The organism is Enterobacter sp. 01-M-03-SI-ECC (assembly GCF_047530215.1).
Lineage (GTDB): Bacteria > Pseudomonadota > Gammaproteobacteria > Enterobacterales > Enterobacteriaceae > Enterobacter > Enterobacter chengduensis.
The window spans coordinates 175868-200557 of record NZ_JBLKDA010000005.1; the positions used below are offsets into that span (position 1 = coordinate 175868).

Annotated in this window: 21 protein-coding genes and 1 pseudogene; 8 read left to right on the forward strand and 14 right to left on the reverse strand. The window is 57.1% G+C overall.

The features are described 5' to 3' along the window. Positions 1 to 23 precede the first annotated feature (23 nt). Entirely contained in the window at positions 24 to 2783 is a 2760-nt protein-coding gene (gene barA / locus ACMWKK_RS07345) for a two-component sensor histidine kinase BarA (RefSeq protein WP_045330577.1), read from the forward strand. 92 nt (positions 2784 to 2875) lie between these two features. Here the strand turns inward: barA and ACMWKK_RS07350 are convergent, their stop codons facing one another. The 8 genes and pseudogenes from ACMWKK_RS07350 to syd form a co-directional block, all read right to left on the reverse strand. Beyond that, positions 2876 to 4015: a glycerate kinase gene (locus tag ACMWKK_RS07350; protein WP_112780976.1), complete on the reverse strand. Its 1140-nt coding sequence runs from the start codon at positions 4013 to 4015 to the stop codon at positions 2876 to 2878. A 77-nt stretch (positions 4016 to 4092) separates the two neighbouring features. Further along, positions 4093 to 5430: a glucarate dehydratase gene (gudD, locus tag ACMWKK_RS07355; protein WP_112780977.1), complete on the reverse strand. Its 1338-nt coding sequence runs from the start codon at positions 5428 to 5430 to the stop codon at positions 4093 to 4095. 15 nt (positions 5431 to 5445) lie between these two features. Then, the gene (locus ACMWKK_RS07360) at positions 5446 to 6786 is read right to left on the reverse strand and encodes an enolase C-terminal domain-like protein (RefSeq protein WP_112781002.1); all 1341 of its coding nucleotides are present in this window, start codon (positions 6784 to 6786) and stop codon (positions 5446 to 5448) included. After that, a pseudogene (locus tag ACMWKK_RS07365) lies at positions 6786 to 8140 on the reverse strand (MFS transporter). Before ACMWKK_RS07365 ends, ACMWKK_RS07360 begins: the two are co-directional and overlap by 1 nt. Positions 8141 to 8433: 293 nt before the next feature. Continuing rightward, a complete protein-coding gene (locus tag ACMWKK_RS07370; protein WP_047717614.1) occupies positions 8434 to 8883 on the reverse strand; it encodes a flavodoxin in 450 nt (149 codons plus the stop codon). A gap of 24 nt (positions 8884 to 8907) precedes the next feature. Continuing rightward, positions 8908 to 9684: a tRNA pseudouridine(65) synthase TruC gene (gene truC, locus ACMWKK_RS07375; protein ID WP_023309023.1), complete on the reverse strand. Its 777-nt coding sequence runs from the start codon at positions 9682 to 9684 to the stop codon at positions 8908 to 8910. Further along, entirely contained in the window at positions 9681 to 10010 is a 330-nt protein-coding gene (locus ACMWKK_RS07380) for a YqcC family protein (protein ID WP_045331971.1), read from the reverse strand. The genes truC and ACMWKK_RS07380 overlap by 4 nt, the downstream gene beginning before the upstream one ends. 631 nt (positions 10011 to 10641) lie before the next feature. Next, positions 10642 to 11187: a SecY-interacting protein gene (syd, locus tag ACMWKK_RS07385; protein ID WP_112780978.1), complete on the reverse strand. Its 546-nt coding sequence runs from the start codon at positions 11185 to 11187 to the stop codon at positions 10642 to 10644. Between the two features lie 69 nt (positions 11188 to 11256). Here syd and queF point away from each other — a divergent pair, with 69 nt between their 5' ends. The 5 genes from queF to xni all read left to right on the forward strand — a co-directional run bounded on the left by queF (position 11257) and on the right by xni (position 17681). Then, on the forward strand, positions 11257 to 12099 hold the full coding sequence (gene queF, locus ACMWKK_RS07390; protein ID WP_112780979.1) for an NADPH-dependent 7-cyano-7-deazaguanine reductase QueF: 843 nt from the start codon (positions 11257 to 11259) through the stop codon (positions 12097 to 12099). Positions 12100 to 12215: 116 nt separating this feature from the next. Further along, positions 12216 to 13580 carry a nucleotide 5'-monophosphate nucleosidase PpnN gene (ppnN, locus tag ACMWKK_RS07395; protein ID WP_032643146.1) on the forward strand — a complete coding sequence of 455 codons (1365 nt, stop codon included), beginning with the start codon at positions 12216 to 12218 and terminating at the stop codon, positions 13578 to 13580. A gap of 512 nt (positions 13581 to 14092) precedes the next feature. Next, positions 14093 to 15382, forward strand: coding sequence for an HAAAP family serine/threonine permease (locus tag ACMWKK_RS07400; RefSeq protein ID WP_045331977.1), 1290 nt, complete (start codon positions 14093 to 14095; stop codon positions 15380 to 15382). Positions 15383 to 15445: 63 nt separating this feature from the next. Continuing rightward, complete coding sequence (gene sdaB, locus ACMWKK_RS07405; RefSeq protein ID WP_045331980.1) at positions 15446 to 16813, forward strand: L-serine ammonia-lyase II; 1368 nt, start codon at positions 15446 to 15448, stop codon at positions 16811 to 16813. A gap of 112 nt (positions 16814 to 16925) precedes the next feature. Beyond that, on the forward strand, positions 16926 to 17681 hold the full coding sequence (gene xni, locus ACMWKK_RS07410; protein ID WP_112780980.1) for a flap endonuclease Xni: 756 nt from the start codon (positions 16926 to 16928) through the stop codon (positions 17679 to 17681). Between the two features lie 62 nt (positions 17682 to 17743). Here xni and rlmM read toward each other — a convergent pair whose 3' ends face one another. From rlmM to ACMWKK_RS07430, 4 genes are all read right to left on the reverse strand, one after another. Further along, on the reverse strand, positions 17744 to 18844 hold the full coding sequence (rlmM, locus tag ACMWKK_RS07415; RefSeq protein ID WP_112780981.1) for a 23S rRNA (cytidine(2498)-2'-O)-methyltransferase RlmM: 1101 nt from the start codon (positions 18842 to 18844) through the stop codon (positions 17744 to 17746). Further along, positions 18837 to 19232 carry a DUF423 domain-containing protein gene (locus ACMWKK_RS07420; RefSeq protein WP_023309031.1) on the reverse strand — a complete coding sequence of 132 codons (396 nt, stop codon included), beginning with the start codon at positions 19230 to 19232 and terminating at the stop codon, positions 18837 to 18839. Before ACMWKK_RS07420 ends, rlmM begins: the two co-directional genes overlap by 8 nt. Before the next feature lie 39 nt (positions 19233 to 19271). Next, positions 19272 to 20189: a glycine cleavage system transcriptional regulator GcvA gene (gene gcvA, locus ACMWKK_RS07425; protein WP_032643156.1), complete on the reverse strand. Its 918-nt coding sequence runs from the start codon at positions 20187 to 20189 to the stop codon at positions 19272 to 19274. A gap of 350 nt (positions 20190 to 20539) precedes the next feature. Further along, positions 20540 to 20767 carry a YgdI/YgdR family lipoprotein gene (locus ACMWKK_RS07430; RefSeq protein WP_045331989.1) on the reverse strand — a complete coding sequence of 76 codons (228 nt, stop codon included), beginning with the start codon at positions 20765 to 20767 and terminating at the stop codon, positions 20540 to 20542. Between the two features lie 192 nt (positions 20768 to 20959). On the opposite strand from ACMWKK_RS07430, the gene csdA reads away from it, so the two are divergent. Further along, positions 20960 to 22165 (forward strand): cysteine desulfurase CsdA, encoded by a 1206-nt coding sequence (gene csdA / locus ACMWKK_RS07435; protein WP_045331991.1) that lies wholly within the window; start codon positions 20960 to 20962, stop codon positions 22163 to 22165. After that, a complete protein-coding gene (gene csdE, locus ACMWKK_RS07440; RefSeq protein ID WP_112780982.1) occupies positions 22165 to 22611 on the forward strand; it encodes a cysteine desulfurase sulfur acceptor subunit CsdE in 447 nt (148 codons plus the stop codon). The genes csdA and csdE overlap by 1 nt, the downstream gene beginning before the upstream one ends. Here the strand turns inward: csdE and tcdA are convergent. Together tcdA and mltA are read right to left on the reverse strand one after the other, a co-directional pair. Next, positions 22602 to 23408 carry a tRNA cyclic N6-threonylcarbamoyladenosine(37) synthase TcdA gene (tcdA, locus tag ACMWKK_RS07445; RefSeq protein ID WP_112780983.1) on the reverse strand — a complete coding sequence of 269 codons (807 nt, stop codon included), beginning with the start codon at positions 23406 to 23408 and terminating at the stop codon, positions 22602 to 22604. The genes csdE and tcdA overlap by 10 nt on opposite strands. Positions 23409 to 23483: 75 nt before the next feature. Beyond that, positions 23484 to 24581: a murein transglycosylase A gene (gene mltA / locus ACMWKK_RS07450; protein ID WP_045332000.1), complete on the reverse strand. Its 1098-nt coding sequence runs from the start codon at positions 24579 to 24581 to the stop codon at positions 23484 to 23486. Positions 24582 to 24690 lie beyond the last annotated feature (109 nt).

A 24690-nucleotide genomic window follows, 5' to 3' on the forward strand; every position in this document is an offset into this window, starting at 1 on the left:
TAATTGTCCCATAACGGAACGCCATGACCAACTACAGCCTGCGCGCGCGCATGATGATTTTGATCCTCGCCCCCACCGTTCTCATCGGTTTGCTGCTGAGTATCTTCTTTGTGGTGCACCGCTATAACGATTTGCAGCGACAGCTGGAAGATGCAGGCGCCAGCATAATCGAACCGCTCGCCGTCTCCAGCGAGTACGGCATGAACCTGCAAAACCGTGAATCCATTGGTCAGTTAATCAGCGTGCTCCACCGGCGGCATTCGGACATCGTGCGCGCCATCTCCGTTTACGACGAACATAACCGCCTGTTTGTTACCTCGAATTTTCATCTCGACCCGGCGGCCCTGAAGATCCCCGACGGTACGCCCTTCCCGCGCCACCTCACCGTACTGCGGCGCGGCGATATCATGATCCTGCGCACGCCGATCGTGTCGGAAAGCTATTCTCCCGACGAGTCTGCCCAATCTGACGCCAAATCCAGCAATAATATGCTGGGATACGTGGCGCTGGAGCTGGATCTCAAGTCGGTCAGGCTTCAGCAGTACAAAGAAATTTTTATCTCCGGCGTGATGATGCTGTTCTGCATTGGCATTGCGCTGATCTTCGGCTGGCGCCTGATGCGTGACGTGACGGGCCCCATCCGCAACATGGTCAACACGGTAGACCGCATCCGCCGGGGACAGCTCGACAGCCGGGTCGAAGGGTTTATGCTGGGCGAGCTGGATATGCTGAAGAACGGCATCAACTCGATGGCGATGTCGCTGGCGGCGTATCACGAAGAGATGCAGCACAACGTTGACCAGGCGACGTCCGACCTGCGCGAAACGCTGGAGCAGATGGAAATCCAGAACGTTGAGCTGGATCTGGCGAAAAAGCGCGCCCAGGAAGCGGCGCGTATTAAGTCAGAATTCCTGGCCAATATGTCGCACGAGCTGCGCACGCCGCTCAATGGCGTGATCGGCTTTACCCGCCTGACCCTGAAAAGCGAGCTTAACCCGACTCAGCGCGATCATCTGCACACCATTGAACGTTCGGCTAACAACCTGCTGGCGATCATCAACGACGTGCTGGACTTCTCCAAGCTGGAGGCGGGCAAGCTGATCCTGGAAAGCATTCCCTTCCCGCTGCGCAGCACGCTGGATGAGGTCGTAACCCTGCTCGCGCACTCGTCGCACGACAAGGGCCTTGAGCTGACGCTCAACATTAAGAACGACGTGCCGGATAACGTGATTGGCGATCCGTTGCGCCTGCAGCAGGTCATCACCAACCTTGTCGGGAACGCCATTAAATTCACCGAAAGCGGTAATATCGACGTTCTGGTAGAGAAACGCTCGATCAGCAGCAATAAGGTCCAGATTGAAGTCCAGATCCGCGATACCGGCATCGGCATTCCGGAGCGGGATCAGTCGCGTCTGTTCCAGGCGTTCCGCCAGGCGGACGCCAGCATTTCCCGCCGTCACGGCGGTACCGGCCTGGGACTGGTGATCACCCAGCGCCTGGTGAACGAGATGGGCGGGGATATCTCTTTCCACAGCCAGCCGAACCGCGGTTCCACCTTCTGGTTCCACATTAACCTGGACCTCAATCCGAACGTTCTGACCGATGGCCCGGTGACGGACTGCCTGAAGGGCAAGCGTCTGGCCTACGTCGAACCGAACGCGGCGGCGGCGCAGTGTACGCTCGATATTCTGAGCACCACGCCGCTGGAGGTGGTCTACAGCCCGACCTTCTCAGCCCTTGCCGTTGAGCATTACGACATTCTGCTGATGGGCATTCCGGTCACCTTTACCGGCGAACTGACCATGCAGCAGGAGCGGCTGGCGAAAGCCGCGTCGATGACGGACTATCTGCTGCTGGCGCTGCCCTGCCATGCCCAGCTCAATGCTGAAGAGTTGAAAAACGACGGGGCCGCCGCGTGTCTGCTGAAACCGCTCACCGCGACCCGCCTGCTGCCCGCCCTCACGGAATATTGCCGTCTTAGCCAGCATGCCCTCCCGCTGATTAACGATGAGCAAAAGCTGCCGATGAGCGTGATGGCGGTGGATGATAACCCGGCCAACCTGAAGCTGATTGGCGTATTGCTGGAAGACCAGGTTCAGCATGTGGAGCTGTGCACCAGCGGCGCGCAGGCGGTTGAACAGGCTAAGCAGATGCAGTTCGATTTAATCCTGATGGATATTCAGATGCCGGGCATGGATGGCATTCGGGCCTGCGAGCTGATCCACCAGCTGCCGCATCAGCAGCAAACCCCGGTCATTGCGGTGACCGCCCATGCGATGGCCGGTCAGAAAGAGAAGCTGCTGAGCGCCGGAATGAATGACTATCTGGCGAAGCCCATCGATGAAGAGAAACTGCATAACCTGCTGTTGCGCTATAAGCCGGGCCATATTGGCGGAACGTACACGGTATCCAGCGAGCCGGTTGAAATCAGCGTTAACCAGAACGCGACCCTGGACTGGCAGCTCGCCCTGCGCCAGGCGGCCGGTAAACCCGATCTCGCCCGCGACATGCTGCAAATGCTGGTCGCGTTCCTGCCTGAGATTCGCAATAAGGTGGAAGAGCAGCTGGTGGGTGAAAACCCGGAAGCGCTGCTGGAAGCCATTCATAAGCTGCACGGCAGCTGCGGATACAGCGGCGTACCGCGGCTGAAAAACCTCTGCCAGCTGCTGGAGCAGCAGCTGCGCGCAGGTACGCCGGAATCGGAGCTTGAGCCGGAGTTCCTGGAGCTGCTGGATGAGATGGATAACGTGACGCGGGAAGCGATGAAGGTGTTGGGGAACTGAGATAAAAAGCCCGGTGGCGGCTTCGCCTTACCGGGCCTACAGGTGCACGAACGTAGGCCGGGTAAGGCGAAGCCGCCACCCGGCAATTATCGCTAAAATGCCTGCCCCACTTTCAGCACCGCCGCGATATTTCTGGCGGCCATCCTGACGTTCTCGCTGGCATTTTCCAGCGCATCTTCCAGCGAGCAGATGGTATAGATCACGCTAAACACCGCATCAATGCCGTGATCGTGTACCACGCCGACGTCCGCCGTCAGGCTCCCTGCAATGCCGATAACGGGTTTGTTAAAGCGCTTCGCTATTTTCGCCACGCCCACAGGCACTTTGCCGTGGATCGTCTGGCTGTCGATGCGACCTTCTCCCGTGATCACCAGATCCGCATCTGCCACCTGGTCGGCCAGGTGTAGCGCATCGGTCACGATCTCAATGCCCTGGCGCAACTGTGCGCCGCAGAACGCGTACAGGGCCGCCCCCATGCCGCCCGCCGCGCCGCCTCCCTCAAGGTTTAGCACGTCGATATCCAGATCCCGGGCAATGATGTTCGCATACTGCGCAAGCGCGTTGTCCAGGGTGACGATCATCTCGAGTGTGGCCCCCTTCTGCGGGCCAAATACGGCTGACGCGCCGTCCTTCCCGGTAAGCGGATTGGTTACATCGCAGGCCACCTCAATCCGACATTCCGCCAGGCGCTTGTCCAGCCCGCTCAGTTCGATACGCGCGAGTTTTCCCAGCTCGCCCCCGCCCAGCCCAAGAGGCTGTTCATTGTCGTCCAGCAGCTTCGCCCCCAGCGCCTGCACCATGCCTGCGCCGCCGTCATTGGTTGCGCTGCCGCCAATGCCAATGATGATATGCTTAACGCCTGCGTCCAGCGCGTGACGGATCAGTTCGCCGGTTCCCCAGGAGGTGGTTTTCAGGGGATTACGCTGCGACGGGACGACCAGCTCCAGGCCGCTTGCCGCCGCCATTTCAATAAAGGCGCTCTGCTCGTCGCCGGATATGCCATAAAAGCCTTCCACGCGCTCGCCCAGCGGGCCGGTCACCGGAACCTGCACAATGCGTCCCTGCGTGGCCGCGATCATCGCCTCAACCGTCCCTTCGCCACCGTCCGCGACAGGCAGCTTGACGTAAACCGCCTCGGGAAAGATCTCGCGAAAACCCCGTTCTATCGCTGTCGCAACCTCAAGCGCACTCAAACTTTCCTTATACGAGTCCGGTGCGATAACAATTTTCATAAGCCATCCTTACGCATAGTCGTTACGTTAAGCATACACCACGTAAAAGACCGCTCATGGGAGCGGTCCCAATGCGTTTATCGTACCATGCACGGGCGTTTATTGTCGAATGTCCAGTCGGGGATCAGATACTGCATTGCCATTGCGTCGTCCCGCGCGCCCAGACCGTGTTTCTGATACAGCTCATGGGCCTTCATCACCTGGTCCATGTCCAGCTCAACGCCCAGCCCCGGCGTGGAAGGCACCTGCACCATGCCTCCTTTGATCTCAAACGGCTGCTTAGTCAAACGCTGATTACCTTCCTGCCAGATCCAGTGCGTATCGATAGCGGTAATGGTGCCCGGCGCGGCGGCGGCAACGTGCGTGAACATTGCCAGCGAGATATCGAAATGGTTGTTAGAGTGCGAGCCCCAGGTCAGGCCAAACTCATGGCACATCTGCGCCACGCGCACCGACCCCTGCATCGTCCAGAAGTGCGGGTCCGCCAGCGGAATGTCGACAGACTGTAATGACAGGGTGTGTCCCATCTGACGCCAGTCGGTGGCTATCATATTGGTCGCGGTCGGCAGCCCCGTCGCGCGACGGAATTCCGCCATCACTTCGCGTCCCGAGAAGCCTTGTTCAGCCCCGCAGGGATCTTCCGCATATGCCAGCACGCCTTTCAGCTGTTTACCTATTTTGATCGCTTCATCAAGCGACCATGCGCCGTTCGGATCCAGCGTCACGCGCGCCTGCGGGAAACGTTTTGCCAGCGCGGTGACGGCCTGTGCCTCTTTCTCACCGGCCAGCACGCCGCCCTTCAGTTTGAAATCGTTGAAGCCATATTTTTCATACGCGGCTTCGGCCAGGCGCACCAACGCATCCGGGGTCATCGCCGCGTCGTGGCGCAGCCGATACCAGTCGCATTGTTCATCCGGCTGGCTCTGATACGGCAGTGGCGTCAGCTTGCGGTCGCCGACAAAGAACAGATAGCCCAGCATTTCCACTTCGCTGCGCTGCTGACCTTCTCCCAGCAGCGAGGCAACGTTAACGCCCAGATGCTGGCCCAGCAGATCCAGCATGGCGGATTCAATCCCGGTCACCACGTGGATGGTGGTGCGCAGATCGAAGGTCTGCAGGCCGCGGCCGCCGGCATCGCGATCGGCAAAGGTATTGCGCACGGTGTTGAGGACATTTTTGTACTCACCCAGCGTGTTGCCCACCACCAGCGGAATGGCCTCTTCCAGCGTCTGGCGGATCTTCTCCCCGCCTGGAATTTCGCCCACGCCCGTATGGCCAGAGTTGTCTTTGATAATGACGATGTTGCGGGTAAAGAACGGCGCATGCGCGCCGCTCAGGTTCATCAGCATGCTGTCATGGCCCGCGACCGGAATGATTTGCATGGAAGTGACGACAGGGGCAGTAAAAGTACTCATCGTGTAATCCTTTTATCAGTGACGTCCAAAAACAGGGCGCTTACGGTCAAATGTCCAGCCGGGAATCAGGTACTGCATCGGGCCCGCGTCGTTACGCGCGCCGCCCGGTAGTTTTTTATACGCCTCATGGGCTTTATGGATCTGATCCCAGTCAATCTCCACGCCCAGGCCCGGCGCATCCGGTACGGCAATCTTGCCGTTGATGATTTCCAGCGGATTTTTCGTCAGGCGGGCTTCCCCCTCCTGCCAAATCCAGTGGGTGTCGATAGCGGTCGGGTTACCCGGCGCCGCCGCGCCAACGTGGGTAAACATCGCCAGCGAAATGTCGAAGTGATTGTTCGAGTGGCAGCCCCAGGTCAGCCCCCAGTCATCGCAAAGCTGCGCCACGCGCACCGCGCCCGAGAGCGTCCAGAAGTGCGGGTCCGCCAGCGGAATATCGACGGCGTTTAGCATGACCGCGTGACCCATTTCACGCCAGTTGGTGGCGATCATATTGGTCGCGACCGGCAGCCCGGTGGCGCGCCGGAACTCGGCCATGACTTCACGGCCCGAGAAGCCCTGCTCCGCGCCACAGGGGTCTTCCGCGTAGGTCAGCACGTCTCCCAGACCTTTGCACAGGCTTATGGCTTCATCCAGCAGCCAGGCGCCGTTAGGGTCAACGGTGATGCGCGCATCCGGAAAGCGCTTTTTCAGCGCCCGGGCGGTGTCAATCTCCTGCTCGCCGGGCAGCACGCCGCCTTTCAGCTTGAAATCCTTAAAGCCGTAGCGATCCTGCGCCGCCTCGGCCAGACGCACCACCGCGTCGCGGGAGAGCGCTTCCTGGTGGCGCAGGTGATACCACTCGTGGCTCCCCGGGGTAGATTCCAGATAGGGCAGATCGGTTTTCGTGCGATCGCCCACGTAGAACAGATAGCCCAGCACGGTAACCGCATCGCGCTGTTTGCCGGGCCCCAGCAGCTCGCAGACCGGAACATTGAGCGCCTTACCCAGTAAATCAAGCAGGGCGGCCTCCAGCGCGGCCACCGCGTTGACGCGCAGTTCGAACGTCCAGGCGCCTTTACCGAACGTATCAAAGTCGGCCGACTGATTGCCCTTGTGCACCCGCTGAACCACCTTGTTCAGACGGGCAACCTCCTGGCCCACCAGCTGCGGAATGGCGTCAACCAGCGTCTGGTAAATCACCTCTCCGCCGGGGGCCTCGCCCACGCCGGTATGCCCTGCGCTGTCTTTCAGCACGACGATATTACGAGTAAACCAGGCGCTATGCGCGCCGCCAATATTGAGCAGCATGCTGTCCTGCCCGGCCACCGGGATGACCTGCATCTCGGTGACGGTTGGGCTTGATTGCGTTGTCATCATCCACGCTCCGCAAAGGGTTTAAGCTCGACGCGCTTGATATCTCCCACCAGCACCAGGTAACTCAATACCGCCACCAGCGCATGTATTCCCACGTAGATCAGCGCACCGTTGAAAGATCCGGTCGTGCCGACGATGTAGCCAATAGCGATGGGCGTCACAATCCCGGAGATGTTGCCGAACATGTTGAACAGACCGCCGCTCAGGCCGCTGATCTCTTTCGGCGCCGTATCCGCCATCACCGCCCAGCCCAGCGCGCCAATGCCTTTGCCGAAGAAGGCCATCGCCATAAAGCCGACGATCATCCATTCGGCATTGACGTAGTTACAGAACACCATGGTCATGGAGAGCAGCATGCCGAGCACAATCGGCGTTTTTCGCGCGATGTTCAGCGAGCCCGTGCGGCGCATCAGCCAGTCGGAAATCACCCCGCCGAGCACGCCGCCCACGAAGCCGCAGATTGCCGGGACCGAGGCGACAAATCCTGCTTTCAGAATCGACATGCCGCGAGCCTGCACCAGATAGACCGGGAACCAGGTGATGAAAAAGTAGGTCAAGGCGTTGATGCAGTACTGGCCCAGATAGATCCCGATCATCATGCGCGAGCCGACGAGCTGCCCGATCTGCGCCCATTTCTGGCTGAACGGAACTTTTGCTTTTGCGGACTTCTGATCCATGTTGATCAGCGCGCCGCCTTCCGCGATGTACTCCAGCTCTTTTTTGTTCACGCCGGGGTGCTGATGGGGTTCGTGGATCACTTTCAGCCAGACGAAGCTGATGACGATCCCAAGCCCCCCATGAAGAAGAAGACGTGCGACCAGCCCACCTCATGCGTCAGCCAGCCCATGATGGGCGCGAAGATCACCGTTGCGAAGTACTGTGCGGAGTTGAAAATCGCCACCGCCGTTCCCCTCTCCTGCGCCGGGAACCATGCCGCCACAATGCGGCTGTTGCCCGGGAAGGACGGCGCTTCCGCTAGCCCCACCAGGAAGCGCAGCGTGAAGAGCGCCACGATAATGCCGAAGCCGCTGAAGATATCGACGAAACCCTGTAGCAGGGTAAACATCGACCAGATAAAGATGGACCAGAAATAGACGCGTTTAGATCCAAAACGGTCCAGCAGCCAGCCGCCAGGAATTTGACCGATGACGTAGGCCCATGAGAATGCGGAGAAAACGTAACCCATGCCCACGGGATCAAGGCCGATATCTTTTGCCATTTCCGAACCAGCAATCGACAGCGTGGCGCGGTCACCATAGTTAAAGGACGTGACGATAAACAGCATCACCACTATCCAGTAGCGGGCGTTGGTGCGCTTTTCGGCGCTGCTCGCTGCGTGGCTTAATGTACTCATTGTTGCACTCCTGAAACATAGCTTTCGCCTGTTCATTCTGTACAGCACCGGTAGGGTAATCAGAATGAGATTCGTTTTTGTCGTTTTGGTACGGCGTGAGGCCGTTTTATCGTGACCGGAAAAGTATATGAAGGAGTGACACCGTCTCTCACCGTGCAAAAACACAGTATTAAAGGGTGTGAGGGAGGTTGTTTAGGGCATAAGCCCAGAGGAGTGGAAGGTGGTTCACGGAAATGGCGTTTGGTGCGGGGTGTAATGCCGGGTGGCGGCTACGCCTGACCCGGCCTGGATAACTATTTAAGCAGCGTTGCCCAGTGTTCGACCCACGGGTTTGATTCGCTTTCCGGCTCCGGATGCTCGCCGGCATCAATCAGCAGCATCTCGCCGACGCGCTGGGCGCTCTGCTCCTGCAGGAGCGCATCGAACTGCTTGCCGCCGCCGCAGAAGTTGGCGTAAGAACTGTCGCCCAGGGCAATGATGCCGTAGTGCACGTCAGGCTGGTAGCCAAGCTGGTCTTTAATACCCTGGAACAGCGGCACGATGCTGTCCGGCAGATCGCCCTGCCCCGTGGTGGAGGTCACCACCAGAATGTATTTATCTTTAAACTTTTCCCAGTCTGCCAGCTCCGGGTCTTCGTAGACCGTGGCCTTATGGCCCTGGCGGGCGAGTATTGCCTCCGCCTCTTCCGCTACCAGCAGCGCGTTGCCGTACATAGTGCCGACAAAAATGCCTACTTCAGCCATGCTATTTTCCCATAATGAATGCGTTTACCGTTCATCCTGAACGTTGCCCGAGACAAACTCAACCCTTTCATTTTCGGGGAGTTGTCCCAGCCAGCCAAACTGTGACAGCGCCTGCATCCAGACGTCGTCCAGCCCCGCACGGATAGTCAGCGGCTCGCCGGTAAACGGGTGCGTCAGGCTCAGCTCGCTGGCGTGCAGCATCAGACGATGGCAGCCAAAGTGTTCGGCCGCGCTGCGGTTCTGGCGCAGATCGCCGTGCTTGCTGTCGCCAATAATCGGATGGCGCAGGTGCGCGAGATGGCGTCGCAGCTGGTGCTTACGCCCGGTTTTAGGCAATAGCTCAACCAGACTGTAGCGCGTGGTGGGAAATTTGCTGGTTGCCACCGGCATTTCCGTGGTGGCCATGCCGCGATAATCCGTCACCGCAGGCTGCGGGCCTTTATCATCGCGGGCAAATTTATCGGCGATTTTATCCAACTCCTCTACCAGCGGATAGTCGAGCGTGGCGGCTTCCGTCAGCCAGCCGCGCACGATCGCATGGTAGCGCTTTTGCATCTGATGCTGTTCAAACTGCTGCGACAGCAGACGGCCCGCCTCGCTGGAAAGCCCCATCAGCAGCACGCCGGAGGTCGGCCTGTCGAGGCGATGGGCGGTAAAAACGTGCTGACCAATCTGATCGCGCACGGTCTGCATCACCACCACTTTCTCGTCGCGATCCAGCCAGCTGCGGTGTACCAGCCAGCCGGACGGCTTGTTTACCGCCACCAGCCACTCGTCCTGATAGAGGATCTCAAGCGTCATGCATCTTCACCGGCAAACAGGGCATCCAGTTTTTCCAGTTCGACCAGCATCACGGCGCGCGCGGGGTGCGTCGCCTCTAGCGCCATTTCATAGTAGGGAGAGACAGCAAAGGCCTGCGGCAGCGGGTGACCGCCCTCAAGCAGGGCGTGCATGCGCGGAATTAACACCCACTGCAGCCACTCAAACGGGGCCAGCGTATCCAGGCAGAAGGGCTGGGTGCTCGCGAACGCCTCTGGCTGCGGCGCGGTCTCCTGCCACAGCTGATGTTGGCGCAAAAGGGCTTCGATGGCGTGCAACTGCGCACGAACGCTATCGTGTTGCGTCATAGTAACCTCAACTGAAAAAGTGAACGGCGCGCAGCATAGCATTGCGGAAGGCAGAAATAAAAAAAGGGAGCACTGTAAAAACAGTGCTCCCGGTTCGTTTCGCAGCATTCCAGCTACAATTCGTGCTCCCTGCTCATCCGTGACAACTTTTCCTGAAGCCCGAAGGCCTGGTCATCCGTAAACCGATTCATCCTGCACACATCGTCCTGACGTGTTTGTTTCATCCTGAAACGTCCTGGCCTTCCTGACCCACCGACCATCCCGACCGGCTCTCGTTCTCCTTCCTGGAGGTGTCCCTTACGCATCCTGCGTTATCCACTTTGCTTCATCCTGAAGCCTTCCTGCAGCGCCATCCTGACGTGTCCTGAGTAAGAAACGCCATCATCCTGATGTTCGTTTCTCGTGTCGGCGTCCTGTCGACGGGGATAGAATCCGCTATTCCGCTTCGTCTTACAACCCACCCTTTACGTGTTGTAAGCCGTAAGACATCCCTGAAAACAGTGCGATCAGCTAGTAATCCATTGAAAAATAGAGTGATATTAATCTGAAATAATTGAGGTAATACTGAATGTTCCAGCGATCTCTCACAAACCTTGTAAGAGATCTCTCACACGCGCTATAGCATCATGGATTACAGAAGCGGCTCAAGCCGGGTAAGGAAATCCGCAAGAGAGGGGGCGAGAGTCTCGCGATTGCGGGTACCGATAGTCTCTTTAACCACTTCACCTGACAGGTTACAGACGGAGATAACGTCCAGTTCACTGTCCAGCGTGGCAATAAAGAGCGTCGGAGAAAGCTTAAGGCGTTTTTGCGTGACCAGATGACCAATCAGGTTTTCCTGAACACGCTGCAGATCGTCTTCGCTCCAGGTCTGCAACAGCGTCAGCGTGATAGCAGCAAAGCGCGCGGGCATATCCCCTGCGAACTGCGTGGTGTAAAACGCGTGAACCGCTGGTTGTACCACAATGTCCATTGCCCGTTCAACCGCATTTACATTTTGCTCGCCGGTATTGGGCTGCGGCTGCCAGATAACGTAATCCTCGAGCGAAGAGATAATGCACGGTGAAGGTACGCCATATAAATCAGCACTTTGCGGCCACGAACCCTGCTTTTCATGCCATGCATCGCAGTAGCGGGTCGTGAAGGTAGTAAGGGCATTTGCCGTTTCGATGTTCACCGATTTCTCTCTTCTTGTCAGACAGGATAAACTCAGGGCATAAGTGTACCTGTAAAGTGGCGATGAAACATGTCTTACGAAAATCATCAGGCGTTAACCGGCTTAACGCTCGGTAAATCCACCGATTACCGCGATACCTACGATGCAAGCCTGCTGCAGGGCGTGCCGCGCAGTCTGAATCGCGATCCTTTGGGCCTGCACGCGGACGCGCTGCCGTTTGTTGGTGGCGATATCTGGACGCTGTACGAACTCTCGTGGCTCAACGCGCGCGGCCTGCCGCAGGTGGCGGTGGGCCACGTTGAGCTGGACTACGCCAGCGTGAATCTCGTCGAGTCCAAAAGCTTTAAGCTCTATCTCAACAGTTTTAACCAGACAAAATTCAACAGCTGGGACGACGTTCAGCACACCCTGGAACGTGATTTAAGCGCCTGCGCGCAGGGAAAGGTGAGCGTTTCACTGTATCGCCTGAACGAGCTGGAAGGGCAGCCAGTCGCCCACTTCAACGGGACCTGCATCGACGATCAGGATATCGAGGTGGAGAATTATGAATTCAGCGCGGACTACCTCGAAAACGCGGCGGGCGGAAAGGTGGTCGAAGAGACGCTGGTCAGCCATCTGCTGAAGTCCAACTGCCTGATCACCCACCAGCCGGACTGGGGCTCGGTGCAGATCCAGTACCGCGGCCCGAAAATTGATCGGGAAAAATTGCTGCGCTACCTGGTGTCGTTCCGCCATCACAACGAATTCCACGAGCAGTGCGTGGAGCGCATTTTTAGCGATATTCAGCGTTTCTGCCAGCCAGAGAAGCTAAGCGTTTACGCGCGCTATACCCGTCGCGGCGGGCTGGACATTAACCCGTGGCGCACCAATACCGATTTTGTGCCCGCAACGGGCCGGCTGGTGCGTCAGTAATATAAATATTTTCACAATATGCGCGGTATCTTCCGCGCTTTAGGTTGTGAAACGTCACGCGGCAGGGCTATTGTAATCAACAGGGAAAGACGATAATCGTCCCGTAAGGAGCTCACTTGATTACACATATTAGCCCGCTTGGCTCAATGGATATGTTGTCGCAGCTGGAAGTGGACATGCTTAAGCGCACGGCCAGCAGCGATCTTTATCAACTGTTTCGTAACTGTTCACTTGCCGTACTGAACTCCGGAAGCCTGACAGATAACAGTAAAGAACTGCTGTCCCGCTTCGAAAGCTTTGATATCAACGTGCTGCGCCGCGAGCGCGGCGTGAAGCTTGAAGTCATCAACCCGCCGGAAGAGGCCTTTGTTGATGGTCGAATCATCCGTTCACTTCAGGCTAACCTGTTTGCCGTGCTGCGTGACATCCTGTTTGTTAACGGACAGATCCACAACGCAGGCCGTTTCCAGCATCTCGACCTGGAAAGCTCGGTCCATATCACCAACCTGGTGTTCTCTATTCTGCGTAACGCCCGTGCCCTGCACGTTGGCGAAGCGCCGAACATGGTCGTCTGCTGGGGCGGTCACTCCATCAACGAAACTGAATATCTCTATGCCCGCCGGGTGGGGACGCAGCTTGGCCTGCGCGAGCTGAACATCTGTACCGGCTGCGGTCCAGGGGCGATGGAAGCGCCGATGAAGGGTGCGGCGGTGGGACACGCGCAGCAGCGTTACAAAGAGGGGCGTTTTATCGGCATGACCGAGCCGTCCATCATCGCCGCTGAGCCGCCTAACCCGCTGGTTAACGAGCTGATCATCATGCCGGATATCGAAAAACGCCTTGAGGCGTTTGTCCGTATCGCGCACGGCATTATCATCTTCCCGGGCGGCGTGGGCACGGCGGAAGAGCTGCTTTACCTGCTGGGTATTCTGATGAATCCGGCCAACAAAGATCAGGTTCTGCCGCTGATCCTGACCGGGCCAAAAGAGAGCGCCGACTACTTCCGCGTGCTGGACGAGTTTATCGTGCACACCCTGGGTGAAGCCGCGCGTCGTCACTATCGCATCATCATTGACGATGCCGCAGAAGTGGCGCGCCAGATGAAAAAAGCGATGCCGCTGGTGAAAGAGAACCGCCGTGATACCGGTGATGCCTACAGCTTTAACTGGTCAATCCGTATCGCGCCGGACCTGCAGATCCCGTTCGAGCCCACGCATGAGAATATGGCGAACCTGAAACTCTACCCGGACCAGCCGGTAGAAGTCCTGGCGGCCGATCTGCGTCGCGCCTTCTCGGGCATTGTGGCGGGCAACGTGAAAGAGATGGGCATCCGCGCCATTGAACAGCATGGCCCGTACAAGATCCACGGCGATCCGGAGATGATGCGCCGCATGGACGACATGCTGCAGGGCTTCGTCGCGCAGCACCGCATGAAGCTGCCAGGCTCCGCCTACATTCCTTGCTATGAAATCTGCACCTAAGGCTTAGCTGCCTCTCCTCAAAACCGGGTCGCCCCGTCAGGCGTCCCGGTTTTTTTTATCGAAGCAATTCATAGGCATCACTTATATCTTTTGCAAACTCCTTACAAACGCAAACGATTACCTCTTTTATTCAACCGCAAGTTATCAGCCTTAATCTAAATTACCCGCCAGAAAATCCTAAAAACCCATTTCTTTACAGCGAAAGACACCTATCTCACGGGTCAGTCTTTCAGCGCACGTGTCGTTGGTGGTAGCCTTCGCGCCCGTAAATTCTCTTTGATGTTTTTTTAACAGATAAATGGTCTAAAGATGCCCACATCATAAGTGGATTATTGCATTTGAGATCGCGATCACTGATAGATTCATAACTAGAATGTATCTTTCCGCCCGCCAATAGTTACGGGCAAAAATTATTAAAAAACCGTCACTGAACGAATTTCATATTACCGTCAGGCACTTTTTCATCGGATTTGACTAAAAACCTGACAATTCGCTTCCTCCAGGAGATATAGATGGAAACCACTCAAACCAGCACCGTTGCTTCGATTGAATCCCGAAGTGGCTGGCGCAAAACGGATACCATGTGGATGCTTGGCCTTTACGGCACGGCAATCGGCGCTGGTGTACTGTTCCTTCCTATCAACGCAGGCGTCGGCGGTCTGATCCCGCTGATCATCATGGCTATCATTGCTTTCCCGATGACTTTCTTCGCACACCGCGGCCTGACCCGCTTCGTGCTGTCCGGTAAAAACCCGGGCGAAGACATCACGGAAGTGGTTGAAGAGCATTTCGGCGTGGGCGCAGGTAAACTGATTACCCTGCTCTACTTCTTCGCGATTTACCCTATTCTGCTGGTCTACAGCGTGGCGATCACCAACACCGTTGAAAGCTTCATGATGCACCAGCTGCACGTGACGCCGCCGCCGCGCGCGATTCTGTCTCTGATCCTGATTGTGGGCATGATGACCATCGTGCGCTTCGGTGAGCAGATGATTGTGAAAGCGATGAGCGTGCTGGTCTTCCCGTTCGTGATTGCTCTGATGGTGCTGGCCTGCTACCTGATCCCACAGTGGAACGGTGCAGCGCTGGAAACCCTGTCCCTGAGCAGCGCATCGGCAACCGGTAACGGCCTGCTGATGACCCTCTGGCTGGCAATTCCGGTGATGGTGTTCTCTTTCAACCACTCCCCAATCATCTCCTCTTTCGCCGTGGCGAAACGTGAAGAGTACGGTAATGGCGCCGAGAAGAAGTGCTCCAGCATCCTGGCGCGCGCGCACATCATGATGGTGCTGACCGTAATGTTCTTCGTCTTCAGCTGCGTGCTGAGCCTCTCCCCGGCGGACCTGGCGGCAGCGAAAGAGCAGAACATCTCTATTCTGTCTTACCTGGCGAACCACTTTAACGCACCGGTTATTGCGTGGATGGCACCTATCATCGCGATTATCGCCATCACCAAATCCTTCCTGGGCCACTACCTCGGCGCACGTGAAGGCTTCAACGGTATGGTGATTAAATCTCTGCGCGGTAAAGGCAAGAGCATTGAAATCAACAAGCTGAACAAAATCACTGCACTGTTCATGCTGCTCACTACCTGGGCTGTAGCCACGCTGAACCCAAGCATCCTGGGCATGATTGAAACCCTGGGCGGCCCGGTCATCGCGATGATTCTGTTCCTGATGCCGATGTACGCGATTCAGAAAGTGCCTGCGATGCGTAAATACAGCGGCCATATCAGCAACGCGTTTGTTGTGATTATGGGCCTGATTGCCATCTCCGCTATTTTCTACTCGCTGTTCAGCTAATACCTCCTGCTCCGTCCCCGGACGGCGCACTCCTCCCCTCTGACTGAAAGCAATGGACGCATCATGATTAGCGTATTCGATATCTTCAAAATCGGTATTGGTCCTTCCAGCTCTCACACCGTCGGACCAATGAAAGCCGGTAAGCAGTTCACGGACGACTTGATTGCACGCGGCATCCTGCACGACGTTACCCGCGTGGTTGTCGATGTTTACGGTTCCCTTTCTCTGACCGGGAAAGGCCACCATACCGATATCGCCATTATCATGGGCCTGGCGGGAAACCTGCCGGATACCGTTGATATTGATGCGATCCCTGGCTTCATCCAGGATGTGAACACCCACGGTCGCCTGCTGCTGGCAAACGGCGAACACGAAGTGGAATTCCCGGTTGACCATTGCATGAATTTCCATGCGGACAACCTGTCGCTGCACGAAAACGGCATGCGCATTACCGCGCTGGCCGGCGACAAAGCGGTATACAGCCAGACGTATTACTCTATCGGCGGCGGTTTTATCGTCGACGAAGACCACTTTGGTCAAACCAGTACCTCATCTGTCGAGGTGCCGTATCCGTACAAAACGGCGGCGGATCTTCAGCGCCACTGCCAGGAGACGGGCCTTTCCCTCTCCGGCCTGATGATGAAAAACGAGCTGGCCCTCCACAGCAAAGAGGAGCTCGAGCAGCACTTCACTAACGTCTGGGAAGTGATGCGCGGCGGCATTGAGCGCGGGATCACCACCGAAGGCGTTCTGCCAGGCAAGCTTCGCGTACCGCGTCGTGCGGCGGCGCTGCGCCGTATGCTGGTGAGCACCGATAAAACGACCACCGATCCGATGGCCGTTGTAGACTGGATCAACATGTTCGCTCTGGCGGTGAACGAAGAGAACGCCGCCGGGGGCCGTGTGGTTACCGCGCCGACTAACGGTGCCTGCGGTATCGTTCCGGCGGTGCTGGCCTACTACGACAAGTTTATCCGTGAAGTGAACGCTAACTCTCTGGCGCGCTACCTGCTGGTCGCCAGCGCGATTGGTTCGCTGTATAAGATGAACGCGTCCATATCCGGTGCGGAAGTGGGCTGTCAGGGTGAGGTCGGCGTGGCCTGCTCCATGGCGGCGGCGGGTCTGGCCGAACTGTTGGGTGCCAGCCCGGCGCAGGTGTGCATTGCGGCGGAAATCGGCATGGAGCATAACCTGGGGCTGACCTGCGATCCCGTTGCCGGACAGGTACAGGTACCGTGCATCGAGCGTAACGCGATTGCCTCCGTGAAGGCGGTGAACGCGGCACGCATGGCGCTGCGCCGCACCAGCGAGCCGCGCGTCTGTCTCGATAAGGTTATCGAAACCATGTACGAAACCGGTAAAGATATGAACGCCAAATACCGCGAAACCTCTCGCGGCGGCCTGGCGATGAAGATCGTGACCTGCGATTAAGCCACTCGGGAAGCCTCGTTTTGCGAGGCTTCTTCCTGTTTTCCCCACCATTCATAGTTTCACGCTGCTGACAGTGTTACCCTTCACGCATGAGATAGAAGGGAGATTATCTGTGGCCGTTCATTTACTTATCGTCGATGCACTTAACCTGATTCGCCGTATCCATGCGGTACAGGGAACGCCTTGTAAAGACACCTGCCTGCATGCACTGGAACAGCTTATCCGCCACAGTGAGCCTACCCACGCGGTCGCGGTATTTGATGACGAAGCCCGCAACACGGGCTGGCGACACCAGCGCCTGCCGGACTATAAAGCCGGACGCGCGCCGATGCCGGACGATCTTCACGCTGAATTACCCATGCTGCGCGCCGCATTTGAACAGCGGGGCGTCCCCTGCTGGGGGGCGCAGAGAAATGAAGCTGACGATCTTGCAGCCACCCTGGCCGTAAAGGTGGCGGGTGCCGGGCATCAGGCCACTATCGTTTCAACGGACAAAGGCTACTGCCAGCTGCTCTCCCCGACTATCCGCATCCGCGACTATTTTCAAAAACGCTGGCTGGACGCGCCGTTCATCGCCAGCGAGTTTGGCGTATCGCCTGAGCAGCTGCCGGATTACTGGGGGCTGGCGGGCATCAGCAGTTCAAAGGTTCCGGGCGTCGCCGGTATTGGGCCAAAGAGCGCCGCGCAGCTGCTGACCGATTTTCAGAATCTGGAAGGAATTTACGCCCGCCTCGATGAGGTGCCGGAAAAGTGGCGCAAGAAGCTGGAAGCGCATAAAGAGATGGCGTTTATCTGCCGGGAAATCGCAACGCTACAAACGGATTTACGGCTGGACGGGAATTTACAGCAGCTGCGTCTAGAACGCTAAAACGACAACATGGTTTTGTAGGCCCGGCAAGCGTAGCGCCACCGGGCAAAACAAAGCGCGCGCTATCGCTCGTCGCGACGCCCGCCCACCGCCGCCCACCAGCGACGAATATGCACCGTCACCTCTTCGCGGTCGTGATACAGCTGACGCGCCTGGATCTCCACGTTAATCCCGTGTTCATCCATCTGCTCCTGAATGTACGCCAGGTTCTGCGACACCTCCTCATAGCGCTTTTTCATCGGCAGCTTGAGGTTGAAAATGGTCTCACGGCACCAGCCGTTCACCAGCCAGGAGGCCATCAGCGCGGCCACTTTTGCCGGCTTCTCAACCATGTCGCACACCATCCAGGAGATGTTGTTACGGTTCGGACGATAGCGGAAGCCGTCCTCGCGCAGCCAGGTAACCTGCCCGGTGTCCATCAGGCTTTGCGCCATTGGACCGTTATCAACGGACGATACCCACATGTTGCGTTTCACCAGCTGATAGGTCCAGCCGCCCGGGCACGCGCCAAGGTCGACGGCGTACATGCCGTTTGCCAGACGCTCGTCCCACTCGTCCGCCGGGATAAAGACGTGGAACGCCTCTTCCAGCTTCAGCGTGGAACGGCTTGGCGCATCGGCCGGGAAGCGCAAACGCGGGATGCCCATAAAGAACGGAGAGTTGTTGGTGGTGTACGAATAGCCCGTATAGCAGCAGCCCGGTGCGATAAAGAAGATATGCACCACCGGACGCTTCGGCGTTTCGTAATTCGTCAGCACGCCCGCATCACGCAGCGCCGCGCGCAGCGGCACGGTGAACTTGCGGCAGAACTTCATCAGCTCTTTACTTTCGTTGGTATCCGCGACTTCAACGCGCAGATCGCCGCCCTTCTCCACCACGCCCTGCAACATGCCGACGATAGGCGTGATGCGGTCTTCCGGTGGAAGATCCTTCAGCAGCTCACCCGCGACAAACATCTGGCGAGCAAAGATCAGCGAGCTGAACGGCAGCTCGCGCGCCAGCTTATCCGCGTCTTCAGGCTGATAGCACTCGAAGACCACATAGCCCGCGTTCTCTTTTACGCGGGCAAAGCCGAAGACTTCGCGCTTCGCCGCTTTATCAGTAATTTCCGCGGCGCACTCTTTCTCAAACCCCGGGCGACAATATAAAACAACCTTATTCATGAACAACGCCCTTGCGTTTCAGACGGATAGCTCCGATAAACATTAATACCCAACCCGCCAGGAAACTGAATCCGCCGACAGGGGTAACGAACGCCCACAGGCGCAGATGCGAGAGCGCAAGGCAGTACAGGCTACCGCTAAACAACACGGTACCCAGCGCCATAAACACGCTGCTCCAGTAAAACCAGATACTGATACGACGCTGCATCGCCACCGCCAGCCCAAAAATGGCCAGCGTATGGAATGCCTGATATTCAAGGCCGGTCTGGATCCAGCCCATCTCTACAGCGCCCAAAGACTTACTTAATACATGTGCGCCAAAAGCGCCCAGTGCGACAAAAATAAAGCCACTTACCGCGGCAAAAATCAGCATGAATCGGCTGGTCATGTTTACGTCCTGAATTGATGCGTGCCCGGCACACAAACGTTATTGTTCATACCTGAAGCGGAATTTTTCTTGCTCGGTTGCCGCTTTCGCCAGTATCCACTGCCGGAAGGCGGCTATTTTACCCAGTTCTGCCTGACTGTCATGACAAACCAGATAAAATGCATTCTTGCTGACCAGAACATCATTAAAAGGGCAAACCAGGCGGCCTGCCTCAATTTCGGACTGCGCCATGACGTTGTTCGCCAACGCCACCCCCTGCCCGTGAATGGCAGCCTGTAACACCATTGCACTGTGGCTAAAAATGGGTCCCTGCTGCACGTTTATATGTGTAAGACCTAATTGACGGGTATAAGTTTGCCAGTCGCGGCGAGAGGCATCATGCAAAAGCGTATGCTGAGCCAGGTCAGCGGGCGACTTCAGCGCCTTGTCGCCCGTTAACAGCAGAGGAGAACAGACCGGCAGGAGATATTCTGCGTATAATTTTTCAACGCGCAAGCCCGGCCAGTTACCGCGACCATAAAAAATGGCGACGTCGACATCATCGGCCAGCTTGTCCTCCTGACGGTCAACCGCCTGGATTCGAACGTCGATCCCCGGATAAGCTGAGTTAAAGCTTGAGAGTCTGGGAACCAGCCATTGAATGGCAAAACTGGGCAATAAACTGACGGTCAGAGCACCTTTTGCACTACGAGCCTGTAGCTTACGCGTGGCTTCCGTAAGCTGGGAAAAAATCTCTTTAATATCCTGAAAATAGCTCTGCCCCTCTTCGGTCAACAGCAACGAACGGTTGCGTCGACGAAACAGCTTAAGGCCCAGAAAATCCTCCAGTGACTTGATTTGGTGACTTACTGCGGCCTGTGTCACAAAAAGCTCATCTGCTGCGCGGGTAAAGCTCAGGTGACGTGCTGCTGCATCAAAAACACGTAATGCATTGAGGGGTGGCAATCGCTTTGACATGGTTATCTGGCTTAGATGTTAACGGATTTTAACAAACAGGAAACAACGTTTAACCTATTAGTTTTTTTTATCTGAGCCATTATAATTTGTCCGTTGAGGAACTACCAGCAAATACCTATAGTGGCGGCACTTCCTGAGCCGGAACGAAGAGCTTTTTTTCGGAATGCGTGTTCTGAAGGGCTTTTGGCTTACGGTTGTGATGTTGTGTTGTTGTGTTTGCAATTGGTCTGCGATTCAGACCACGGTAGCAACGCTACCAATTTTTCACTTCCTGTACATTTACCCTGTCTGTCCATAGTGATTAATGTAGCACCGCCAATTTGCGGTGCTTTTTTTTCGCTTACGATCTGTTAACGCGCGATCTCTTTCATCTCTTTCACGTCCGTGCGGTTGATCTGCTGCTTGTTCCCGTTAGCATCTTTGTACGAAATCATCCCGGTATCATTATCGGTAGTCGGTTTCCCTTCCGAAACGATAGAACGACCATCGTTAGTGTGCATCACGTAGTTGTTACCAGAACAGGCGCTCAGGGCAAAGGTAAACGCACAGGCAGAAATGATTGCAGCTGTCTTATTCATGATTATTCTCCTTTAGCAATTAATGCTATTCAAACCTCGATTTATAACAGGCTAAAACATCCGCCTAACACTATTTAGCATAACCTGCTTTTTAGAGGTCGCCAGGATAAGCAGACAATTCTGATAGATATCAACCTCCTTGCCCTGCCGCGGAAATTGCGCGACGATCGCTATATTGACATGAGGAATCCCATGAACGCTTTCAGTCCTGCGCAGTTCCGCGCACAGTTTCCGGCGCTGGCCGATGCCGGTATTTACCTGGATAGCGCCGCCACCGCCCTTAAGCCACAGGCGGTGATTGAGGCCACGCAGCAGTTCTACGGCCTGAGCGCCGGGAACGTGCATCGCAGCCAGTTCGCCGAAGCGCAGCGATTAACCGCGCGCTATGAAGCCGCACGCGATCGGGTGGCGCGCCTGATCAACGCCGAAAGCGGAAAAAATATCGTCTGGACGCGCGGCACGACCGAGGCCATCAATATGGTGGCCCAGTGCTATGCGCGCCCGCTGCTGCAGCCGGGCGATGAGATCGTCGTCAGCGAAGCGGAACATCACGCCAACCTGGTGCCGTGGCTGATGGTGGCCGAACAAACGGGTGCGCGCGTGGTGAAGCTCCCGCTGGGTGCAGACCTGCTCCCCGACGTGGCGCGTTTACCCGAGCTGATTACCCCCCGCAGCCGCATTCTGGCGCTCGGACAGATGTCGAACGTCACGGGAGGTTGCCCGGATCTGGTTCAGGCTATTCGTATAGCCCATGCCAGCGGGATGGTGGTGATGGTTGACGGCGCGCAGGGCGTGGTGCACTTCCCCGCCGACGTGCAGGCGCTGGATATCGACTTCTATGCCTTCTCAGGACATAAGCTCTACGGGCCAACCGGCATAGGGGCGCTATACGGTAAGCCGGAACTGCTGGCAAAAATGACGCCATGGCTCGGTGGCGGCAAGATGATTACCGAAGTCTCGTTCGATGGCTTCAAAACGCAGGATGTCCCCTATCGCCTGGAAGCCGGTACGCCGAACGTAGCGGGGGTGATTGGCCTGAGCGCGGCGCTTGAGTGGCTGGCTGAGACAGACATTGTGCAGGCTGAAAGCTGGAGCCGGGGGCTCGCGACGCTGGCAGAGGAAGAACTCAAAAAGCGCCCGGGCTTTCGCTCGTTCCGCGTTCAGGACTCCAGCCTGCTCGCCTTTGATTTTGCGGGCGTGCACCATAGCGACATGGTGACGCTGCTGTCCGGGTACGGCATTGCCCTGCGTGCCGGACAGCACTGCGCCCAGCCGCTGCTGGCGGCGCTCGGCGTGAGCGGCACGCTGCGCGCCTCGTTTGCGCCGTATAATACCCAAAGCGACGTTGACGCGCTGGTGAGCGCCGTTGACCGCGCCCTTGAAATACTGGTGGATTAATGACTCACGCTGCTTTAGCCGGACATCCGTTTGGCACGGTCATCACGGAAGAGACCTTAAAACAGACCTTCGCCCCGCTCTCACAGTGGGAAGATAAATATCGCCAGCTGATCCTGCTGGGTAAACAGCTCCCTGCCCTTTCAGACGATCTTAAAGCGCAGGCGAGAGAAATCGCTGGCTGTGAAAACCGCGTCTGGCTCGGGTTTAGCGTATCCGGGGAGAAGCTGCACTTCTTCGGCGACAGCGAAGGCCGCATCGTCCGGGGCCTGCTGGCCGTATTGTTGACCGCGGCTGAAGGGAAAAGCGCGGCGGAGCTGCTGGCGCATTCGCCGCTGGCGTTATTTGACGAGCTTGGGCTGCGCGCGCAGCTCAGCGCCTCGCGCGGTCAGGGTTTAATCGCGCTCAGCGACGCGGTCCTGGATGCCGCACGTCAGGCTCAGGCCTGACGTTCCGCCTTCGCCATCATTTTCTTGAGGGCGTGAGACACCGCCACAAAGCCGAAGGAGGCGGTCACCATGGTGGCCGCACCAAACCCGGAGGCGCAATCCATTCGTTTTGGCCCTTCCGCCGTGCTTTTCATTGCACACACAGAGCCATCCGCCTGCGGGTAGACCAGCGCTTCGGTCGAGAACACGCAGTCGACGCCCAGCTTGCCTTTGCTGTTCTTCACCACGTTGAAGTCGCTCTTCAGGCGTTCGCGCAGCTTGGCCGCCAGCGGATCCTGAATGGTTTTTGCCAGATCGGCCACCTGGATCTGCGTCGGATCGATTTGCCCGCCCGCGCCGCCCGTCGTGACCAGCGGCACCTTGTAGCGACGGCAGTATGCGATCAGCGCCGCTTTTGGCCGCACGCTGTCGATGGCGTCAATCACGTAGCTGTAGCCTTTGCTCATGTACTCCGCGACGTTATCTGCCGTCACAAAGTCGTCGATCACCGTAACCTGACATTCCGGGTTGATCAGGCGGATACGCTCCGCCATGACCTCAGACTTCGCCAGGCCAACGCTATCGCGCAGGGCATGGATCTGACGGTTGGTGTTGGTGACGCAAACGTCATCCATGTCAATCAGCGTGATTGCACCAATACCGGTTCTCGCCAGCGCCTCTGCCGCCCATGACCCGACACCACCAATGCCCACGACGCAGACATGCGCATCCGCAAACAGCTGCAGGGCTTTTTCACCATATAAACGTGCCGTTCCGCCAAAACGCTGGCGCCAGGCGTCGCTGATTACCACAGACATAAAACCTCAGATGTAAAAAGGGTGAGGTATTCCTCACCCTGAACAGTAATCCGTATTGCGCTCAGAATACCACAATCAGCCGCTGAATACGTTTCCGGCACCCGGTGCCGCTTTCAGTACCCACACGCGTCCGTAGTGGTTATACCAGCCCGCGCGATGGCCTGCGTCAGGGCCAATACCCTGATAGATATCGAAGTGCTGGCCTTTAATCGCCCCACCGACGTCCAGCGCTACCATCAGACGCAGCTCGTACTGGCCGTTGAACTTGCCGTTGTTGTCCAGCAGCGGGACCTCTGCCAGCAGCGTAGTGCCCGCAGGAATAATCGACCGATCCGATGCCACCGACGCGCGGCCAATCAGCGGTACCGCACTCGCCCCTTTCACCGGCGCAAAGTTTTGCGGTTTAAAGAAGACAAACGACGGGTTCTGCTCCAGCAGCTCACGCACCTCGGCTTCGCTGTGCTTCTCGCCCCACTCGCGGATCGCCTGCATCGACATATCTTCTTTCTTCACTTCACCGCGGTCGATCAGCACCTTGCCGATACTGCGGTAGGCGTGGCCGTTTTTACCGGAATAGCTGAAGAAGTTAAGCGGTGAACCGTCGCCAAAATCAATGTAGCCGCTGCCCTGAACGTCCATGATGAAGTTATCCATCAGGGAGTTGCTGTAGGCCAGAACGTAATTTTCGCTCAGCGCGCCGGCGTAGATCTCAGCGCGCGACGGCAGACGACCGCGTTTCGGCGGCATACGGTAGATAGGATACTGGAACTCGCCCTGACGCGAGTGTCGCGCCTGGATAACCGGGGTGTAATAGCCGGTAAACTGGACGTTGCCGTAGTTATCCGCCCCTTCCATCTGCCAGGCGTCAATACCAAACTGGCGCATATTGCGCGTATCGCCGCCCGCTTTCAGCCAGTCCTGGACCGCGTTATACACGCTACTCTGGGAGCCATACAGACGCGGCGACGCGTTGCGGATCTGGTAGACCTGCTCGGAGAAATCACCGGCATTAATCGGTGCGCCGACGGCATCAGGCTGATTAACTAAAGAGAAAGGCTGGGATAACTTCCCGTCTTTATACTGTTGACCGCGATCGGTCGGTTTGGAAGAACAGGCCGCAAGAATCGCTACCATTGCGCCCGCCATCAGATACTTCGCCCAACGTCCTTTCATTATATCTCGTCTTTAAGTTGCCCATTTCCGCGTGATGAAGATAACAAACCGCCAGGGCTAATGAAATGCGTTCACATGCCCTTTGGCAAATTTTGCGCAAAAAATAGTC

Excerpts from the sequence above, each read along its gene's own strand:
- sdaB (WP_045331980.1), top strand. The coding sequence starts at position 15,446 with ATGATTAGCGTATTCGATATCTTCAAAATCGGTATTGGTCCTTCCAGC.
- barA (WP_045330577.1), top strand. The coding sequence starts at position 24 with ATGACCAACTACAGCCTGCGCGCGCGCATGATGATTTTGATCCTCGCC.
- csdA (WP_045331991.1), top strand. The coding sequence starts at position 20,960 with ATGAACGCTTTCAGTCCTGCGCAGTTCCGCGCACAGTTTCCGGCGCTG.
- queF (WP_112780979.1), top strand. The coding sequence starts at position 11,257 with ATGTCTTACGAAAATCATCAGGCGTTAACCGGCTTAACGCTCGGTAAA.
- csdE (WP_112780982.1), top strand. The coding sequence starts at position 22,165 with ATGACTCACGCTGCTTTAGCCGGACATCCGTTTGGCACGGTCATCACG.
- ACMWKK_RS07350 (WP_112780976.1), bottom strand. The coding sequence starts at position 4,015 with ATGAAAATTGTTATCGCACCGGACTCGTATAAGGAAAGTTTGAGTGCG.
- tcdA (WP_112780983.1), bottom strand. The coding sequence starts at position 23,408 with ATGTCTGTGGTAATCAGCGACGCCTGGCGCCAGCGTTTTGGCGGAACG.
- ACMWKK_RS07420 (WP_023309031.1), bottom strand. The coding sequence starts at position 19,232 with ATGACCAGCCGATTCATGCTGATTTTTGCCGCGGTAAGTGGCTTTATT.
- mltA (WP_045332000.1), bottom strand. The coding sequence starts at position 24,581 with ATGAAAGGACGTTGGGCGAAGTATCTGATGGCGGGCGCAATGGTAGCG.
- ACMWKK_RS07370 (WP_047717614.1), bottom strand. The coding sequence starts at position 8,883 with ATGGCTGAAGTAGGCATTTTTGTCGGCACTATGTACGGCAACGCGCTG.
- ACMWKK_RS07360 (WP_112781002.1), bottom strand. The coding sequence starts at position 6,786 with ATGACAACGCAATCAAGCCCAACCGTCACCGAGATGCAGGTCATCCCG.
- ACMWKK_RS07400 (WP_045331977.1), top strand. The coding sequence starts at position 14,093 with ATGGAAACCACTCAAACCAGCACCGTTGCTTCGATTGAATCCCGAAGT.
- rlmM (WP_112780981.1), bottom strand. The coding sequence starts at position 18,844 with ATGAATAAGGTTGTTTTATATTGTCGCCCGGGGTTTGAGAAAGAGTGC.
- truC (WP_023309023.1), bottom strand. The coding sequence starts at position 9,684 with ATGACGCTTGAGATCCTCTATCAGGACGAGTGGCTGGTGGCGGTAAAC.
- ACMWKK_RS07380 (WP_045331971.1), bottom strand. The coding sequence starts at position 10,010 with ATGACGCAACACGATAGCGTTCGTGCGCAGTTGCACGCCATCGAAGCC.
- gcvA (WP_032643156.1), bottom strand. The coding sequence starts at position 20,189 with ATGTCAAAGCGATTGCCACCCCTCAATGCATTACGTGTTTTTGATGCA.
- gudD (WP_112780977.1), bottom strand. The coding sequence starts at position 5,430 with ATGAGTACTTTTACTGCCCCTGTCGTCACTTCCATGCAAATCATTCCG.
- ACMWKK_RS07430 (WP_045331989.1), bottom strand. The coding sequence starts at position 20,767 with ATGAATAAGACAGCTGCAATCATTTCTGCCTGTGCGTTTACCTTTGCC.